The sequence below is a fragment of the Methylobacterium jeotgali genome, from assembly GCF_022179345.1.
In the GTDB taxonomy this organism is placed as follows: domain Bacteria; phylum Pseudomonadota; class Alphaproteobacteria; order Rhizobiales; family Beijerinckiaceae; genus Methylobacterium; species Methylobacterium jeotgali.
This window is the reverse complement of the sequence record NZ_BPQR01000009.1, coordinates 1-16,596: the sequence shown is the minus strand read 5'-3', so window position 1 is coordinate 16,596 and position 16,596 is coordinate 1. Positions and strand designations below refer to the sequence as shown.

At 67.9% G+C, this 16,596-nt stretch carries 16 protein-coding genes; 8 read left to right on the top strand and 8 right to left on the bottom strand.

Annotated features, from left to right (window positions below):
* Positions 1-162: 162 nt before the first annotated feature.
* Both MFF04_RS02645 and MFF04_RS02640 read left to right on the top strand, forming a co-directional pair.
* On the top strand, positions 163-981 hold the full coding sequence (locus MFF04_RS02645) for a GntR family transcriptional regulator (protein ID WP_053622403.1): 819 nt from the start codon (positions 163-165) through the stop codon (positions 979-981).
* 175 nt (positions 982-1,156) lie between these two features.
* Positions 1,157-1,585 carry a hypothetical protein gene (locus tag MFF04_RS02640; RefSeq protein ID WP_053608552.1) on the top strand — a complete coding sequence of 143 codons (429 nt, stop codon included), beginning with the start codon at positions 1,157-1,159 and terminating at the stop codon, positions 1,583-1,585.
* 63 nt (positions 1,586-1,648) lie between these two features.
* Here the strand turns inward: MFF04_RS02640 and mobF are convergent, their stop codons facing one another.
* Both mobF and MFF04_RS02630 read right to left on the bottom strand, forming a co-directional pair.
* Positions 1,649-4,594 (bottom strand): MobF family relaxase, encoded by a 2,946-nt coding sequence (gene mobF, locus MFF04_RS02635; RefSeq protein ID WP_043388356.1) that lies wholly within the window; start codon positions 4,592-4,594, stop codon positions 1,649-1,651.
* Positions 4,594-4,887 carry a hypothetical protein gene (locus MFF04_RS02630; RefSeq protein ID WP_043388352.1) on the bottom strand — a complete coding sequence of 98 codons (294 nt, stop codon included), beginning with the start codon at positions 4,885-4,887 and terminating at the stop codon, positions 4,594-4,596. Before MFF04_RS02630 ends, mobF begins: the two co-directional genes overlap by 1 nt.
* A gap of 271 nt (positions 4,888-5,158) precedes the next feature.
* On the opposite strand from MFF04_RS02630, the gene MFF04_RS02625 reads away from it, so the two are divergent.
* The 3 genes from MFF04_RS02625 to MFF04_RS02615 are packed head-to-tail and all read left to right on the top strand — an operon-like array spanning position 5,159 to position 7,065.
* Positions 5,159-5,671: a hypothetical protein gene (locus tag MFF04_RS02625; RefSeq protein WP_043388350.1), complete on the top strand. Its 513-nt coding sequence runs from the start codon at positions 5,159-5,161 to the stop codon at positions 5,669-5,671.
* A 4-nt stretch (positions 5,672-5,675) separates the two neighbouring features.
* The gene (locus tag MFF04_RS02620; RefSeq protein ID WP_043388347.1) at positions 5,676-6,482 is read left to right on the top strand and encodes a P-loop NTPase family protein; all 807 of its coding nucleotides are present in this window, start codon (positions 5,676-5,678) and stop codon (positions 6,480-6,482) included.
* The gene (locus tag MFF04_RS02615) at positions 6,466-7,065 is read left to right on the top strand and encodes a hypothetical protein (RefSeq protein WP_043388345.1); all 600 of its coding nucleotides are present in this window, start codon (positions 6,466-6,468) and stop codon (positions 7,063-7,065) included. The genes MFF04_RS02620 and MFF04_RS02615 overlap by 17 nt, the downstream gene beginning before the upstream one ends.
* 164 nt (positions 7,066-7,229) lie before the next feature.
* Here MFF04_RS02615 and MFF04_RS02610 read toward each other — a convergent pair whose 3' ends face one another.
* The 4 genes from MFF04_RS02610 to MFF04_RS02595 all read right to left on the bottom strand — a co-directional run bounded on the left by MFF04_RS02610 (position 7,230) and on the right by MFF04_RS02595 (position 10,878).
* Positions 7,230-8,912 (bottom strand): type IV secretory system conjugative DNA transfer family protein, encoded by a 1,683-nt coding sequence (locus tag MFF04_RS02610; protein WP_059409751.1) that lies wholly within the window; start codon positions 8,910-8,912, stop codon positions 7,230-7,232.
* Between the two features lie 114 nt (positions 8,913-9,026).
* Positions 9,027-9,644 carry a hypothetical protein gene (locus tag MFF04_RS02605; RefSeq protein WP_133250946.1) on the bottom strand — a complete coding sequence of 206 codons (618 nt, stop codon included), beginning with the start codon at positions 9,642-9,644 and terminating at the stop codon, positions 9,027-9,029.
* Complete coding sequence (locus MFF04_RS02600) at positions 9,637-9,894, bottom strand: hypothetical protein (RefSeq protein ID WP_043388532.1); 258 nt, start codon at positions 9,892-9,894, stop codon at positions 9,637-9,639. Before MFF04_RS02600 ends, MFF04_RS02605 begins: the two co-directional genes overlap by 8 nt.
* 387 nt (positions 9,895-10,281) lie before the next feature.
* Positions 10,282-10,878, bottom strand: coding sequence for a recombinase family protein (locus MFF04_RS02595; protein WP_059409752.1), 597 nt, complete (start codon positions 10,876-10,878; stop codon positions 10,282-10,284).
* Positions 10,879-11,172: 294 nt separating this feature from the next.
* Between MFF04_RS02595 and MFF04_RS02590 the strand changes: the two genes are divergently transcribed.
* The 3 genes from MFF04_RS02590 to MFF04_RS02580 all read left to right on the top strand — a co-directional run bounded on the left by MFF04_RS02590 (position 11,173) and on the right by MFF04_RS02580 (position 14,098).
* Positions 11,173-11,385 (top strand): AbrB/MazE/SpoVT family DNA-binding domain-containing protein, encoded by a 213-nt coding sequence (locus tag MFF04_RS02590; RefSeq protein ID WP_238273932.1) that lies wholly within the window; start codon positions 11,173-11,175, stop codon positions 11,383-11,385.
* Positions 11,382-11,771: a PIN domain-containing protein gene (locus MFF04_RS02585; RefSeq protein ID WP_043388473.1), complete on the top strand. Its 390-nt coding sequence runs from the start codon at positions 11,382-11,384 to the stop codon at positions 11,769-11,771. The genes MFF04_RS02590 and MFF04_RS02585 overlap by 4 nt, the downstream gene beginning before the upstream one ends.
* Before the next feature lie 473 nt (positions 11,772-12,244).
* Positions 12,245-14,098 (top strand): potassium transporter Kup, encoded by a 1,854-nt coding sequence (locus MFF04_RS02580; RefSeq protein ID WP_053609008.1) that lies wholly within the window; start codon positions 12,245-12,247, stop codon positions 14,096-14,098.
* 584 nt (positions 14,099-14,682) lie between these two features.
* On the opposite strand, the gene MFF04_RS02575 is transcribed toward MFF04_RS02580, so the two are convergent.
* A complete protein-coding gene (locus MFF04_RS02575; protein ID WP_238247143.1) occupies positions 14,683-15,291 on the bottom strand; it encodes a c-type cytochrome in 609 nt (202 codons plus the stop codon).
* Positions 15,292-15,357: 66 nt separating this feature from the next.
* Positions 15,358-16,596, bottom strand: a 1,239-nt coding sequence (locus MFF04_RS02570) for a PQQ-dependent sugar dehydrogenase (RefSeq protein ID WP_238273931.1), incomplete at its 5' end; no start/stop codon positions are given.

The following is a 16,596-nucleotide window of genomic DNA, read 5'->3' as shown; positions in this document are numbered from 1 at the left end:
TGGCCTGTGAGGCACAACAGCATCCCTCACAAGCCATAAAGCGCCCTCAGGCGTCAAGTCGGAACCCCGGTTCCGGCAACGATATCGGCTTGTCTTGAACGGAGCGCACAGCTTGCGCCGCCAAACGTCCCCCTGTGGCCCTATGGAAAAGGGCCAAGACACGTGTTTGCCGAAAAAATCCGCTGCGCGATCGAGGCGGCTGACCGAATCACCCTTCCGTCCGTGACGGCGCTGCTCTGGCGCGCTTACGGCGAAGGGCACGTCACGGAGACCGAGGCCGAGACCCTGTCCGGGCTGATCGAGGCGCGCACGGACGCGCCCGCGGCTCGTCGGCTACCGGCGGGTCTACGACCCAGCCCTGAGGCTGCAATCGCGCCCACGTTCCAGGACGGCGCAGGAGCACCCAGGAGGGCCGTCGGCTCACGCCCGCGCACGGAGGCCTCGCTGGAGCGCCGCCGCCGCTGGGCGGCTTCGGGAAGGCTGCCGCCGGGGTTAGCGGCCCAGTTCACCCTGGCCGAGCAGGCGGTGCTGGCCCTGGTGGCCACGGAAACCTCAAAACGAGGCGATTGCCGACTGGCCGTGGGGCAGCTCGCGGCGATCGCGGGCGTGGCCGAGACTACCGTCCGCAACGCCCTGCGCGAGGCCAAGAGACTCGGGCTCGTCACCGTCGAGGAGCGGCGGGTGACGGGCTTCAGGAACGACACCAACGTCGTGCGCATCGTCTCGCCCGAGTGGCAGGCGTGGATGCGGCTGGCGCGCAAGCCGGGCAGAGAACTCTCGGGTGCTGAGGATCACCGGGCCACGCTGAGCGATGGGGGAGGGTGCAAATCCGCGAAGCGCACGAGTACTGGAGTTCTCATCCTGTCAGAATCGGGGAAAACGGAACCGTCGAAGGGCTGTCGGGGGGCAGCGGTCGACCTCGACCGGAGCGGGCACACGCGAATCCGCGCGGGTCGTGGCACGGGCCGAGCCATGCGCTGAGGGTCTGAGCTCGTGCGGTCTAACGAACGCCGCCCTCTCCTCGGGAGACGGGCAGGGCTTCTTCGGCCTCAAGCCCATCAGGCCCCCACCGACCGAATGCCATCCCCGCCCAGACCCCTGTGCGGACGACCCGTCTCGCTCTACGGTCACGCTTCGATCCCGTATCCCGATCCCCATGCCGATCCGGCCCGAGCACCGCTTCTTCTACCCGATCGACTGGCCCCAGCTCTCGGCCGTAATCCGGTTCGGGCGCGCTCAGGGACGCTGCGAGGGCTGCGGGCGACCGCACGGGCGGACGGTAGTCCACCTCGGCGACGGGCGATGGTGGGATGCGGACGCGGCCTCCTGGCGCGACAGGCGCGGGCGGCGGGTGCGCGTCCAGCCCGGTGCTGTGGACGTCCTCAGGACCGTGCGCCGGACCCGGGTGGTTCTGGCCGCGGCCCATCGCGACCACGACACCGCCAACAACGCCGATGCCAATCTCGCCGCCTTCTGCCAGCGCTGCCATATCATCCACGATCGGCCCGAACACCGCCGACGCCGCTGGACGACCCTGTTTCGCCGCAAGGCGCTCGGCGACCTGTTCCGCGGACCCTACGCCTGAGCGCAGGCGGCCTGGATCAGTGCGGCACGGATCCGGATCGGTCGCGGACCACAGGAATGGAGCTCATCGCTCGATACCGACGTCGCGATCGCGCGGCGGCACCGAGCTGGGGCGGCCGAGGTGGCGGGCGAACCGCATGACCAGGGCGCGCGTCACCGGCGCCGACGCGCGGCTCAGGCGGCGCCCGCAGGCGTCGACCAAGCGCCAAGCGGGCACAATCAGGCAATCCACCCCGAGCCACGCCACGGCCTCGCGCAGAGCCCGGGCCGCGCGGATCGCTCGGCGCACGTCGACGCCCGGGCTGACCCGCTCTGTCAGTCCGAGCAGCCCGTCGCGCACGAACGCCACCCGGTCAGCGGTGTAGTCGACCACGTTGGCCTTCTCGCGGTAGGTCCGTGCCTCCCGGAACAGCCGTTCCAGCACCAGCGTGTCGGTCGCCGGCACGCGCGCATCCGCCTGCCGCTGCCGACACAGGGCGTCGAGCCGGTCGCGCTCGACCACCACCCGCGCATCGTGCCGGTGGCGGGTCAGCCCGACATACACCTCGCGCGCGTCCGTGCTGGCCCCGAGGTACACCACCGCCGCGCAACAGGTTCGGCCCTGCGCCGCGTAAGTTGTACCTGCGTAGGCGTGTACGATCTTGGGTTGTGATGATCGGCGGCCGAAGCGTGGCTCCCGCGTCAGCTGCTCCCAGGCCGTGTCGAGCGCGCGCCCGTCCTCCAGCCGCAGCCGTAGGCGCGGTCCCGCGTCCGGATCGGTGGTGATCGCCTCAACCCGGGCGCGGTTGCCGTTGCGCAGGCCCAAGTGCGGCAGGCTCTCGCCGAACCGCAGGACGTCGCCGATCGCGAGCGCCAGCGGTACGACCTCATCGGCGCGGTTGCGCGACGGCAGCGCGACTACGTCGGGTCCGAGCTGTCCTTCCGCCCGCAGCACGGCCCGCGCCCGCGCGTTCAGCGCCGCCGCATCGGCATTGCGCCGGGTCACAATCAGCGCGTCGCCTTTATGGACCACGCGCTGCTCGGACCAGAGCGCGATCACCCGGGCGTGAGCCGCCTCGGCTCCGGAGATCAGCTCGACCCGGTCGTTGGCGGCGTAGGCGCGCAGACCCGCCTCGGCATCGCCGCGCGCCATCACCACCGAGGCGGCACGCTGCCAATCCACCGTCTGCCGGCGGACGTGTTCGAGCACGGCCGAGCGTCCGACCACCTCGGCGACCGCCCGCAGCGCGCTGGCGCCCCCGACCGAGGCGAGCTGACGCCGGTCGCCGATCAGCACCACTTTGGCCCCGGCCGCCTGCGCCGCGCTCAGCACGGCTTCCAGGTCACGGGTTGATACCATCCCGGCCTCGTCGACCAGCACCAGGGTGTCGGCGCCGAATGCCGGCGAGGGATCGGGGTGAGGCGCGGGGTCCGGATCCGTCGCCCGAGTCCGATCGTGGCGCCAGCGCGCGATCGCCTGCGCCAGGATCCCGGTGGAGCGCGCGAGCTCGTCGGCGGCGACCCAGGATGGTGCCAAGCCGACGACGCGCAATCCAGAGTCGTGGGCCGCGGCCACCAGGGCTGCGGCCGTGGTCGTCTTACCTGTGCCCGCGCCGGCCTGGAGCAGAGACACCCCATCCGGACCGGCAGCATGGCGCACGGCCTCGCCCTGTTCGGGGCTGAGATGGCCCGCCCGCGCAAGGGCCGCTTCGACCGCCTCGGGGGTGATCCAGATCCGCTCCAGCGGGCGGTCGGCGGCGCGCAGCATCGCGGCCTCGCAGGCGGCGATGCCCGGGCTGGTCCAGCACGCGTGGGCGCCCGGCACCCTCTCGGCGGCGCTCAGTGGCAGCAGCGTGCCGTCCCGCTCCAGGCGGGCGAGCTCCGCCTCCACGGCATCGACCCCGAGTCCCTGCACGCCAGCGAGCTCCAGAGCGCGCTGGAGCAGGTCCTTGCGCGTCACCACACTCTCGTGCCGAAACAACGCCGAGGCGGCGCGCGTGACCGGGCTGTCGCCGGGGATCTCGGGCTGATCGAACGGGGGGTCGCGTTCCGTCTCACGCGCGGCGGCCATCGCGATGGCGGGGTCGCGCTCGGGATGGCGCGCGGCATCCCACGGATCGAGCGCGCAGACGGCGAGCTCCTCGCGCCAGCGCGCCTCCAGCTCGGCGCCGGTCGGCAGCTCGTGCTTGCCGCGGCGCGTGGCGAGCGCGGCGATCTCGCGCTGGGCGCTGGTGGCGCCGGCCCCGGCGTAGTTGAGGATCTGCTCCGAGCGTTTGGAGAAGGCCGCCAGCACCGCCTCGGGCGGGCCGGCGATCTCCCACTGCCCGCGCCCGGCCTCGCGGTAGCGCAGGCCGAAACGGCGATGCAGGTCCTCGGCCAAGGCAGCGCGATACGCGGCACCCACGCAAATCTGGTAAGCGTAGAGTTGTTCGACCTCGATGGTCAGATGTGTCTGTGATTTGTAACGTCCGGATCCAGATTTAGGCGGCGCACCGGCAGCGTTGATGAAGACACAGTGCGTATGGATATTTGGATCGCCTTCTCGGGTCGTGTAATGATCGAAGCGGCCGACGATGATGTCACTCGGCCGGTGCCGTTCGACGCCGCCCGCACCGGTTCGGACGGTGACCAGTCCCTCCGCCGCCACGAAGGCGAGCGCCCGCTCGACGGCGGCGCGGTGGGCGGCCTCGATCGCGGCGCGCTGCTCGGGCGTGCCGGCCATCCAGAGGACGGAGACGGATTTCCCGGGGGTCAGGGTGCAATCCTGTCCGGCCCAGTGGCCTGGACCGGCGCCGCGGACCAGCGGCTTGCCGGTTCCGGGATGGAACCCCGCGCACAGGTCGCGGAACGAGCTCGCGTCGATCGCCGCGCCGTGGCGCACGACGCTCTCACCGCTGCTCCACCACACCCCGCCGCCGTCCGCGAGGTAGTACTCGTCGCGCCGGTCCGGCCTGGCTTCGCGCTCGCTGTCATTGGTGTAGTATAGCCCGGCCTCGGCCCCGGCGCCGAGGCGGTGCAGCGAGGCGGTCATCAGGCCAGATCCGGGCCGCCAGTGCCCTTGCGATAGCGGCAGATCTGGGACAGGTCGATGCCGGTCGACGGGGCCCCGAGCTCACCGACGGCCTGTGCCATGTCGAGGATCGCGGCGTCGACCTGTTCCATGCGCTCGATCAGGACACGGTGGCGGATCGCCACCTCCAGGGCTTGAGCGACGCAGTCGGCCGCCAGGCTCTCGGAGGCCCAGCCGCGCTCGGCCGCGGCGGCGCTCAACCGGGCGGCGAGGGATGCCTCCAGCGTGATCGTGAGCTTGACCTGATCGGCCATCGGCGTACCTGCTGCGTGCGGATCCGGACGGCAGCCCTGGCACGGTCGCGACGGCCTGGCGAGGCTCGCATGGCCGCGCGGTTAACGCTTCACCACTTCAGTGCGTGTGGTGTGATACCCCTCCCCTTGCCGTACACGCTACCGTATCGCTGCCGTCCTCAGCCGTAGCCTGCCGTCCGCTGCCGGACCTTAACGTCGGCTTGCCGTCGCCCCCGGCATTCGCGCGATCGGCTGCACGCCCTGGCAAGCCCCGCCTTGCTAGGGCGTCGCCATGGCCCAGCGCCCCCGCCTCGACCTACGCCGCCTCGCCCGCGACGCCGCCGCCACCCCCGACAGCCGCCGCAAGGCCGGTGCGCCGGGTGGTCGGCCCGCCACGGGCTTGATGGACATCGTGCGCGACCACCTCGACGCTCTGGTCGCCCTCCAGGCCGGCGGCTTGACCTGGGACGCGGTCGCGGCCGGGCTCACGGCGCAGGGCTTCACCACCGCCGCCGGCGAGCCGATCACCGGGCGCAACCTCACCGGCGTCATCTCCAGCGTGCGCCGGCAGGCCGCCGCCCGCGCCTCCAGGACGGCGGCGCGGGCGGCTCGCCCCGACCGCGCGGATCCCGCACCGTCGCCCGCGGCCTCGACCGGTTCCAGGTCACGGCCGACACGGCTCGCCCCGGAGCTGCGCTCGGGCAGCGATACACCGGACCCCGCGCCTACAGACGCACCGCTCACCGAGGCGGAGATCCGCCAGATGCAGGCCGAGCGGCACGCCCACCTGTTCAAGAAGGACTGACCTCATGCCCCGCGTCCTCCTCGTCGCCCAGGAAACCGGCGGCGTCGGCAAGTCAACTGTGACCCGCGGCCTCGCCGAGGCGGTGCCGGATGCCCCGATCCTGGAGATCGAGTCGGTGCACCGTCTGACCGAGTTCAAGGCCGCGACGGCCGCGAATGAGCCGGGCAGCGTGCAGCACTTCCTCATGCGCGCCTCGCGCGAGGCGATCGACGCCAGCGGCGGCAAGGCGGCGCGTGCCGAGTTCGACGACGTGATCAACGCGCTCTTCGAGGTCGCGACCCCCACGCTGGTGGACATCGGCGCCAACACCTCGGCGTCTCTGCTGGGGGTCCTGACGCACGAGGCACCGGCGCTGCGCGAGGCCGGGATCGAGCTCGGGCTCGTGGTGGTGGTCGCCGCCGAGGCCGGCGCGCTCGCCGACGGCGGCGCGCTGCTGCACGCGGCCAAGGACTGGGCGGGCGCCCGCTTCGTCGTGGCCAACGCGGTGCGGGGCGCCGTCGATCCGGCCCTGCTCAAGCGGGTAGCCGGCGACGCGGTGGTCACGCACCTGCGCCAATTCGAGCTGGAGGACAGGACGCGCGAGGTGCTGGCGGCAGGTCAGCTGCGCGGCGTCAGTCGGCTCGACCGGGCGGGCTTGGTCAAGCAGACCTCGCAGGCGCAGGCCGGACGGATGCTGCGCGATCTGACCGCGTTCCGCCTCGCCGTGATGGAGGCGGTCAAGCCGGCAGCCCTCTGGCTGGTCGAAGAAGCGCCGGTTCCGGCTCGGGCCGGTACGCCGGCAGGGGGGAGCAAGCGTGCCCGCAACGCCTGAGGACGTGCACGCCCGCCTCACGCGGGCTGATCGCGCCGCGCGCGAGGCTGCGGCCGGGTTCGAGCGGGACAGCCGCGCCGCGCTCACCCGGCTGAAGACGCGCCCGATCCACGAGCGGTTTGCGGCGTTGGAAGAGGGCGCAGTACAGCTCCTGCCCGAACATCGGCGCGAGCTCCTGCTCTCCATCCGTGACCGGTCCGACGCTGTGGGGCCGGGCGCCCGGCCCGCTCCTGGCCACGCCAGCCGCATCGCGGTCTGGCGCGGGCGCCTGCCGTTCCGCGTACGCCGGCTCACCCGTGACGCCCTGCTCGCGCTCTGTCTCCTGCTCGCGCTGCTCCTAGCCTATCGCCGCACGCCGATCTCCTGGGTCGAGGTTCGGAGCGACCGGGATGTGGCCATCGCCTGGGTCATGCCGGACGGGCGACCCGCCGGGGATCGCCTCGTGGCGGGCCGCGCCTACGCGCTGATGCGGGACGCCGACGGCATGGCCGAGCTGCGCGACTGGCGCCCTGGTGAGGGCTATGCCGCGACGCGTGTGCCATCTGATTGGCTGCGGACCCGCTCCGGACCGGCCTCACGCTGAGGTCCGTATCCCTCGATCGGTTGCGGCTCACCTCGGGCATGTGGCGTTCCGGCGGTCCGGCGCCGCTGGGTGGATCCGCCCTGCCAACCGCGGCGGCCGCGTTTTCCACCCTCGACCGAGGCGCGTCCGGCTGGCGCTCGCGCCTGCGTGGCGGCGTCCCCGGCTCAGCGCGCCCGGCCGACCGGCGGCACGGCGGTGATCAGCTTGCGAAAGCGCGGGTCGGTGTGCGCGACCGTCTTCTTCAGGCGCAGCGGATGGCGGGTCTGGCCGCCGCTGTTGGGAAACACCAGGAGCTCGTCGCCCGGCATCGCGATCAGCGCCTCCTTGGTCATCAAGCGCGCGCCCTGCGAGGCCCGGGTCGTGGACGGGCTGCCCTTGGCGTCGCCGGTCGGGGCCGTCCGGGTCTCGACGAAGGCGGTGTAGTCGCCGATCGCCCGCGACCAGCGCTCGGTCTCGTCCGGATCGACGGCCGGGACGTCGAAGACGGTGACGACCTCGGCGGTGTTGAGCAGCACGTCAGCCCCGGCCTCGCCGTAGAGCCCGACGAGCTGGGCGCGATCCTGCCACATCGTCCACAGGCTGGCGCCGTAGCCCGGCAACTCGCCCGCCGCGGTCAGCAGCGCGTCGAACCGGCCGAGCACCGCGGCCTCGTCGACGAAGATCATCAACCGCTCGGCCGGGCGGTGGCGACGCACCGAAGCGAAAAGGTCGGACAGCAGCCAGCGCAGGAACGGGGCTAGCACCGCCTTGTACTCGGTCGGCACCGCCACGAACAGGTCGACGGCGCCGGTGGACAGCTCCGATAGCTGGAAGGTCGAGTCGCCGACGAGGTCGCGCAGGCGCCGGTCGGCCAGCCACTGGAACGCCTGTAGGGCGGTGGATTTGATCGGGTCCTTGGTCTTCGGATCGGCCTGCAGGATCTCCATGGCGGCGTAGGCCGCGGGCTCGGGCCAGTGGGTGACGTACTGTTGCAGGAGGCCATGGAAGCGGGCCTCGTCGGTGAGCAGATCCTGGACCTCCACGACCGTGCACGCCTCCGGCTGGCGCAGGGCGACCAACAGCGCGCCGGTGATCAGGTCGACGGCCCGATTGCGGAAGTAGGCGGAGGCCTCGCCGTCACCGGTGGCCTCGGGCAGAAGGGCCAGGGCGGTGCTCTGAAGGTAGAGGACGTCGTCCGGGTCGCGGCCCTGGAGCGGGTTCCAGTGGTCGGTGCCGCCGGCCAGACCCATGGGGTCGAGGCAGATGACGCGGCGCCCGAGCGCCCGGCGCCGTGCGGCGACGGAGCGGTAGACCTCCCCCTTGGGATCGAACACGACCGCGGGTCCGCCCCAGCCCTGAGGTTCGGGAAAGGCGAGATTGGGGATGAGCAAGCCCGACGTCTTGCCCTTGCGCGGCGGCGCGATGGTGACGAGCGTGCCTTGCACGGCGAGGCGCACGGCACGGCCGGTCTCCGGGTCGCGGCCGAGTTCGAGCCCGCCGCGCAGGCGGCCGCGCTCGGTCGCGGTGGCGAAGCGGGCCGAGCCGAACAGGTCGGAGGTGTCCCGCTTCTGTTCGGGCTTGGCGCGCCGTAGTAGCGCGGCGCCAAACAGGATCAGGAGGGGCGAGAAGGCGATGAGTGGGGCTAGCGACCAGCCGCCATTCGCGAATTCGGGCGCGCGACCGATCAGCATGAGGTACGGCATCGCGAGCGCGTCACCGGCATGCGGGGAGAATAGGGCCCCGAACCAGGCACCGGGGCGCGTCACCTCTGCGGGCCAATACGCTGGGTCGAGCCCGTTCTGGATCAAACCGGCGACTGGGTAGGCCAGGAGCACGGTCGCGAGGAAGGCTGAGAAGATCAGGCGCATTGCGGATCAGTCACGAGGAAAGTAGGCAGCATCGCTGCAAGCACAGCTTGCCCCTCTGTCTCACTTGAAGTTCGACGACGGCATGTCCTCGCGGACCAAAAAGCTTGGAAGAAATTATCTATAATCTAGAGAGGCTAATTTTTCGAGACTTATTTTTTCTTTCAGCCAGGCAGCATTGAGTTGTTCTAGCCACATGGGACGATGACGAGTCCTGAGATCATCAAATCTTAGATGCATCGATGCGACCTCCGGATCGTTCAGAAAGGCCGCCTCGCACAGTGCGGCAAGACCATCAGCATCGAGGGCGTCGAACGCGTGGAGCACACGTGTGGCCAACTTGCGCTGCTCGGTGAGATCCGTCTCGGATCCTCCCAACTGCGCGAGGCGGACCTGACGACCCGCGTAGCGTGACACCGCCTCGTTGATACATGTCGTGACTGCGATGCTGGCGAAAGAATTCGGATTGTAGGCCAACATCTGAACCTGATGCCACGTGGGCAGCAGCACGATCCCGTCTCTTGCAAAGGCCTCCAGTTGCTCAGGTTGCGGCACCGCAAGCCGGTTGTTCTCGAACCAGCGCGTGTCGGGCTGGTGAACCTGGAGTACGGTGTAGGTCGTCGAGCCCATCCGCCGGGCGAAAGCGTTTGCCGCAGCGACCCACTGAGGATGGCGTGCGTCGTCGATGAGGATGATGTCGCGCCCGGTCCTCGCCGGCATTGTCTGTTCAGGCATGACCCTGCACCTGCGGCTTGAGCACGACTACGCCCCGCGTCCGAAAGAGCATTTCGTCGGCCTCTGTCCAGATGGCCCCAAAGCCGCTCAGATCCTGGCCGGGACGTGCCGACACCACGTTATAGTTCGGGCGCACAAGACCAAGCTCGGACGCCCAGCGGGCCTCGGCCTGCCGCACGTCGGGGTGAATCTCTGTATTGACGATAAGCAAGTCCTTGAAAAGCGCTCTCAGCAGCGCGTCCTTGTCCATGGGAGACATAACGATCCTTGCACCCGATCTATATGAACGATGACAGTCGCAATAGAAGGATCGTGTTTCTGAAGCGGCTGGTAAATCGGTAAAATTGATACGATTTGCTCAGTTCACATAAGCTTCGAAGAGATATAAGTATTAACCAAGGTATCCTCTTCAGATGCGCGTCGCCCATCGCCTCACATATTGCTCAGGATGTAGAAAACCTGCCGCCTGCGAGGTTGACGGCATTTGAGAGCGCATCAAGGTAGTGGGAGGCCCTCGGGCGGTCCTCTGGTGTTATCTTGATCGTTATTTGGCATTGATCCTCGGCGTCTCTGTCGCTCTGTATCGAGGGAAACCGGTGATGTGTGAACCCAATGCCGGGCGCCGTGCCGCGTCCACTTAGGTCGCCACGACAGCAGGCATCGTAGATTGGCGCTCCAGGGTCCGGTAGACGGTCGGCCGTGAGACTGAAAACAGCTCGGCCAAGTCGCTGATCGCGTAGTCGCCTGTGTCGTACATCCGGCGCAGCTCCTTCTGCTGGCGATCCGAGAGCTTAGGCTTCTTGCCCCGCAGCTTCCCCTTGGCGCGTGCCATCGCCATGCCCTCGCGCGTGCGCAGCCGGATCAGGTCCGCCTCGAACTCGGCAAACGTCGCCAGGATGTTGAAGAACAGCTTGCCCATCGGGTCGGACGGGTCGTGCACGCTGGCGCCGAGCTGGAGCCTCACACCCCGTTCCGCGAGCGCGTCGCCAATCGCGCGCGCGTCCGGCACCGATCGGGCCAGCCGGTCGAGCTTGGGTACTACTAGGGTATCGCCACTCCGGACCGCGGCCAGCGCTTGGTCGAGGCCCGGGCGTGCCCGGTTCGTCCCCGTGAAGCCCTTGTCAGTGTAGATGCGGTCAGTCGCCACCCCGAGCTGGAACAGCGCGTGGCGCTGGGCAGCGAGGTCCTGCTTGTCGGTCGAGCAGCGGGCATAGCCGATCAGCACATGCGTCATGAGCGGGACTGTAACGTACAGGGTCCCCTCACCGCAATTTTTATCGTACCAACCTATTGAGACAGCGTCCGCGCAGACGGATTGATCCTTTGCGAGCGGATCTTCCGAGCGTCCGTTGACCGATCCCCTTGCGGACATAGCTAAGCGGCACCACACGTCCAGAGTGATCCAGCATCGCGACGCCATGACGTCAGTCGCTTACCCTGGCGTGAACTGGTATTTTTGGCGTACATTGGTTTGCATGGCAGACAGTAGAGGCGTCCCATGAGAGCCAAGGTGATGCCCGATGGGCGCGTGAGCCTGCCGGCCGATCTCCGCAAGCGGCATGGCCTCATTCACGGAGGCGAGGTCATCGTCGAGGATTTGGGCGACGCCATCGTGCTGCGGACGCTCGATCAGGTCGTCGCCCGGGCACAGGCTCTGAGCCGCAGGCTGATCGGCGACAAGGCAGGCGCGTCCGTGGCGGACTTCCTCGCCGACCGGGCCCGTGAGGCCGAGGCCGAATGACGAGCTTCGTCCTCGACGCGTCCGCGCTGCTTGCCCTGCTGCTGGCTGAGCCGGGAGCGGATCGGGTGAAGGCCGGGCTCGACGGGTCTGTCATGACGATCGTCAATCTGGCCGAAGTAGTCAGCCACTACGCCAAGCTCGGGGCTGCACGCCCTGATATCGAAGCGCTGTTGCGCCCCTTGCCGATCCGGTGGGCCGCCGTCGATGCCGCGCTGTCGTACGAGGCCGGCATGCTGCGTCCGCTCACGGTTGCGGGTGGTCTGTCGCTCGGGGATCGCTACTGCTTGGCCCTTGCCAAACGTGAAGGTCGGCCAGCGCTTACGGCGGAGCGGCGCTGGTCGACGATCGCCGAGGCAGCTGGTGTCGTGGTCGAGATGATCCGCTGAGGGCTGCGCGGAAGGACCAGGTCGACGGCGGAGATGCGCGCGAAGCCGACGCGCATGTCGGGATCGTGCCAAACCGGCGTTTGCCCGCCAATAGAAAAGCCGACACGTTTTTCCGACACAACCGGGGTTGTTTCGAGCGACTAGCGATCCGCCCCGCCGGATCGTCGGGGAAACGGTCGGTTTGCCTACACACTAGGCGATAGGCTCAAAGTCCTTTTCTAAGATAATCGGTCCAAGATCCTCTAAAACCGCTTCTCCTTTCCTCTGTGACAGCCGGAGAGCTGCGGGGGCATCGGGGGCGTATCTGCCACCGATCACGCGGATCTGTTTCGGCTCGCCAAGCGTCTGAGACCAAGAGAGCTACCGAGCATAGCGCCCGTCGCGCTCGGCTGGCTGTGGATGGAGATGAACTGGTGACCGTCGCGATCCAGGCAGGCGAAGCGCAGCTCCCGGCACGAACCGCCTCCGTCGCCCTGTCCCTCGGCGCGCTCGGCATCGTCTACGGCGATATCGGCACCAGTCCGCTCTACGCGCTCAAGGAGACCGTCAAGGTCGCAGCCGCAGGTGGCACCCTCCAGCACGACGCGGTGGTCGGATCCGTCTCCCTCATCCTTTGGTCGCTGTTCCTCATCGTCGCGCTCAAGTACGCCGTCTTGATCCTGCGCGCGGACAATCACGGCGAGGGCGGCATCGTGGCCATGCTTGCTCTGCTCGGGGCCCGGCATGCACCGCCACGCTCGTGGCGCGCCATCCTGCTCGTCGTCGGGCTGATCGGAGCCGCGCTACTCTACGGCGACGGCGCGATCACCCCTGCCATCTCGGTGCTCTCAGCTGTCGAGGGCCTGAAGGTCGATGCCCCCGGCGTGACGCCTTTTGTGGTGCCGGCTACCGTCGTCATCCTGATCGGTCTGTTCTCGGTCCAGCGCAAAGGTACCGGCTTCATCGGGCGCCTGTTCGGACCGGTCATGCTGCTGTGGTTTGCCACCATCGCGGCCGTCGGCGCGGCCGGCATCCGGCAGAAGCCGGAGATCTTGGCGGCCCTGAACCCGTTCCGCGCCGTCTATTACCTTCTCACCGCGCATCTGCCGGTCAGCTTCGCCATGCTGGGCGCAGCCTTCCTGGCGGTCACCGGCGGCGAGGCGATGTACGCCGACCTCGGCCATTTCGGGCGCGCACCGATCCGGCTCGCGTGGTTCGCGATCGTGCTCCCGGCCCTGGTGCTGAACTACCTCGGCCAGGGCGCGCTGCTGCTCTCGAACCCGGCCGCGGTCGACAACCCGTTCTTCCAGCTCGCGCCGAGCTGGATCCACTACCCGCTCGTGGCGTTCGCCACGCTGGCCACCGTCATCGCCTCCCAGGCCATCATCTCCGGTGCGTTCTCGCTCACCGAGCAGGCGATCAAGCTCGGCTTCTTCCCGCGCATGCGCATCGTCCATACCTCTTCGCAGGAGGCCGGGCAGATCTACGTGCCCATCGTGAACTGGCTCCTGGCCTTCGCCACCCTCGGCGCGGTGCTGGCCTTCGGCTCGTCGGACGCGCTGGCGGGCGCTTACGGCATCGCGGTGTCACTGCTGATGGTGATCACGACCGTGCTGGCGGCATTGATCGCGCTTCGCTGGGGCTTCAACCTCGCCCTCGTGCTCGCGGTCAACGGCGCGTTCCTGCTCGTCGATCTGACCTTCTTCAGCGCCAACACGCTGAAGCTGTTCGAGGGCGGCTGGTTTCCGCTGCTGCTCGCGGCGGGCGTCGCCTTCCTGATGCTGACCTGGCGGCGCGGCACACAGCTCCTGGAGGCGGCCCGGGCCGATATCCGCATGCCCGAGGCGGAGTTCCTGACCCGCGTCGAATCCAAGCACCTGCCGCGCATCCCGGGCACGGGCGCGTTCCTGACCTCGGCCGAGGACGGCATGCCGTTGCCGCTGATGAACTTCGTGCGCCACCTGCAGGTGCTGCACGAGCGCGTGCTCCTCGTGACGCTGCAGATCCTGGACGTGCCGCACGCGGCAGACGCCGAGCGGATCGAGGTGGTGCCGGTCGCTCCGGACGTGACACGGGTGCTGCTCCGGTTCGGCTTCATGGACACGGTTCATGTCCCGCGCGCCCTGCGACGGGCGGTCGAGGACGGCCGGCTCAAGGGCATCGACTGCGACCACCTGAGCTACTTCATCAGCCACGAGACGGTGGTGGCCTCGGAGAAACGTCCCGGCATGGCGGGTTGGCGCGAGGAGATCTTCGCGCTGATGCAGCGTAACGCCGAGGAGACGGCGAGCTACCTGTGCGTGCCGGCCCAGCAGGTGATGGAGGTCGGCGCCGAGATGGAGGTGTGAACGGAGGCTCTCATGGGATCGATCGTATGCCCCGTGTGCGGGCTCAAGGACTTCGAGGTTGGGCCGCAGGCGGACGGTGGGCTTGCAGCGGCCGCAATCTGGACAGACGCGTTCGTGCGACGCTGCCAGCACGTTCAGGAGCGCAGGCACCGCGCTGATCTTAAGACTCACACCTGTCCGCACTGGGCATGCGCTGTGCAAGATGCCGCTGAGCAGGTCAGTGAGGAGGTATCCGCTTGATTCTATTCAGGATGGGATGCTGCAGAACTACTCGACGAGGCCGCGCCAGCCGAGGAATTCGCGGACGTCCTCGAGGTGATCAGGCTTCATGAGGAGAGGGCCGTTGAAGCGTATACCCTGAAGACATGCGATGCGGGCAAGACCATCTTTGCGACTTCGACGCCGTGGTCCCGAGACTGTGAACATCAGGCGATCACACAAGCTACGCAAACGATCCGTAGCAACGCAAAACTGATCGTTTTATCGACAAAATAAATCCATAGATAATCCTATCATTCTAACTCGTTGATATGCTCTTAGACATGAGGCTTATCAGAGCTCAACTTGACCGCCCGCGACCCCGTTCAAGGTTTTGGAACCTGCCCCGCCGTACTCTGCTCCGAGCGGTATTGGGCGAGGTAGCGTGCAAGCACTGGAATGTGCTCATCTTTGATGTCTCGTGAGACCTCGTTCATCGCCGGCTCGTAGCCAGGGCGTGCGTTGCTCTTGTAGCCCTCAAGCGCGGCCGTCAGATAGTCCTCGCGCTGCCCAGCGACCCTTGGGATCTGTCCCTGCCCCGCGAGGTCGGCACCGTGGCACGAGCCGCAGCGATAGCGCGCGATGAGTGCGCGCGCCTCTTCGGCCGCTTTAGCTTCGATCGGAGCAGAAGTTTCCGGCGCGGGCAATTTGGAGATTGCCTCGGCGAGCGACTGTAGATCATCATCCGACAGGTTTGCCGCCATATCGTTCATCGGCGGAGCAATTCGCTGCTTCTCGCGGAACATCAGCAGCTGCGCGACTACGTAGTCGCTCTTCTGGGCGCCGAGCGACGGCACGTGCTCCGCTTGGGACGTGCCGTTTTCGCCGTGGCAGCTGAGGCAGATACTCAACTGCTCCGTGGCCGGCTGCGCACACACCGGCACGCCGATGCTATCGAGCAAGATCAAGGCTGATAGACCAACAAGCAGGCGCACGGCGGGTCCGATGGCGGGCGAGGGTGATTAAGCCGGGGCGAGGAGGTCTCACCTCGGCCAAGTCACTTAGGGCTCTTTGTAGGTGATGCGCCAGATAGCGCCGTTCCAATCGTCGGATACCAGTAGCGATCCGTCCGGCATTGGCTGCACATCGACGGGCCGGCCCACGTAGGCATTGTTCTGGAGAAAGCCTGTCAGGAACGGCTCGTACGATGCGATAGTGCCGTCGTCCTTGAGCTTGACGACCACGACATCTCCGCCGAGCTTCTTCGTACGATCCCACGAGCCATGACGGGCCAGGAAGATCGCATTCTTGTAGCTGCTCGGGAACATATCGCCCGTGTAAAACCGCATCCCCAGCGTCGCCACGTGCGGGCCCATCAAGCCGGCTGGCTTGGCAAACTCGTCGCACGAGTGACCCCATCCAAATTCAGGGTCGGTGAAGTTGCCCTGATGGCAATAGGGATAGCCGAAGTTGGGCGCCGTCGTCGTTCCCGCCTTGACCACGTGCAGCGTGTCGTTCGGCAGATCCTCCGACATCCAGTCGCGGCCGTTGTTGCTGAAGTAGAAGTCTTTGGTAACAGGGTTCCAATCAAATCCAACTGAGTTGCGCACGCCGGTCGCGACCAGTTCCACGTTCTTGCCGTCCAGGTCCATGCGCCGGATCTGCGCGTGGCGCGATGACGGCATGACGATGTTGCCGGGCGCGCCGACCGGGACGTAGAGCTTGTTGTCGGGGCCGATGGCGATGAACTTCCAGCCATGCGGCTCGTCCGTTGGCAGATCTTCGTAGACCAGCACGGGTTTGGGCGGGCTGTCGAGGTTCGCCTCGATGTTGTCATATCGCCAGATCTTGGACAGCTCCGCGACGTAGAGCGCGCCGTCGTGGAACGCGAGGCCGTTCGGCCGATGCAGACCGCTGGCGATCACCTTGACCACGTTGCCGTTCGGGCCTGGCACGACGGCGTACACCTTGTCGCGCACGCGCGAGCCGACGAACAGCGTTCCCTTGTCGCCCAGGCGCATGGATCGGGCGTCCGGCAGCCCGCTGGCGAACACCTCGACCTTGAATCCCTCGGGTACGTGCAGCATCGCCGTTGGCAGCTTGTCGGCACGGGTGGGCAGAACTGGGCCAGATACCGGAGCCAGCTTCATCGCATCTGGATTATCCGGCTGCCCGATCAGAGGGTCGCCCGGCGGCAGCTGTTGGCCGCGCTGAGTGACAGTCGACGGCTGAGACGGTGGGGTGGTTTGCGCCAGCGCCGTTCCAGCCCACAAAATTGCCCCAGCTACTATCGCAGCTGG

Excerpts from the sequence above, each read along its gene's own strand:
- MFF04_RS02640 (WP_053608552.1), top strand. The coding sequence starts at position 1,157 with ATGCCGATCCGGCCCGAGCACCGCTTCTTCTACCCGATCGACTGGCCC.
- mobF (WP_043388356.1), bottom strand. The coding sequence starts at position 4,594 with ATGACCGCCTCGCTGCACCGCCTCGGCGCCGGGGCCGAGGCCGGGCTA.
- MFF04_RS02630 (WP_043388352.1), bottom strand. The coding sequence starts at position 4,887 with ATGGCCGATCAGGTCAAGCTCACGATCACGCTGGAGGCATCCCTCGCC.
- MFF04_RS02625 (WP_043388350.1), top strand. The coding sequence starts at position 5,159 with ATGGCCCAGCGCCCCCGCCTCGACCTACGCCGCCTCGCCCGCGACGCC.
- MFF04_RS02620 (WP_043388347.1), top strand. The coding sequence starts at position 5,676 with ATGCCCCGCGTCCTCCTCGTCGCCCAGGAAACCGGCGGCGTCGGCAAG.
- MFF04_RS02610 (WP_059409751.1), bottom strand. The coding sequence starts at position 8,912 with ATGCGCCTGATCTTCTCAGCCTTCCTCGCGACCGTGCTCCTGGCCTAC.
- MFF04_RS02605 (WP_133250946.1), bottom strand. The coding sequence starts at position 9,644 with ATGCCTGAACAGACAATGCCGGCGAGGACCGGGCGCGACATCATCCTC.
- MFF04_RS02600 (WP_043388532.1), bottom strand. The coding sequence starts at position 9,894 with ATGGACAAGGACGCGCTGCTGAGAGCGCTTTTCAAGGACTTGCTTATC.
- MFF04_RS02595 (WP_059409752.1), bottom strand. The coding sequence starts at position 10,878 with ATGACGCATGTGCTGATCGGCTATGCCCGCTGCTCGACCGACAAGCAG.
- MFF04_RS02585 (WP_043388473.1), top strand. The coding sequence starts at position 11,382 with ATGACGAGCTTCGTCCTCGACGCGTCCGCGCTGCTTGCCCTGCTGCTG.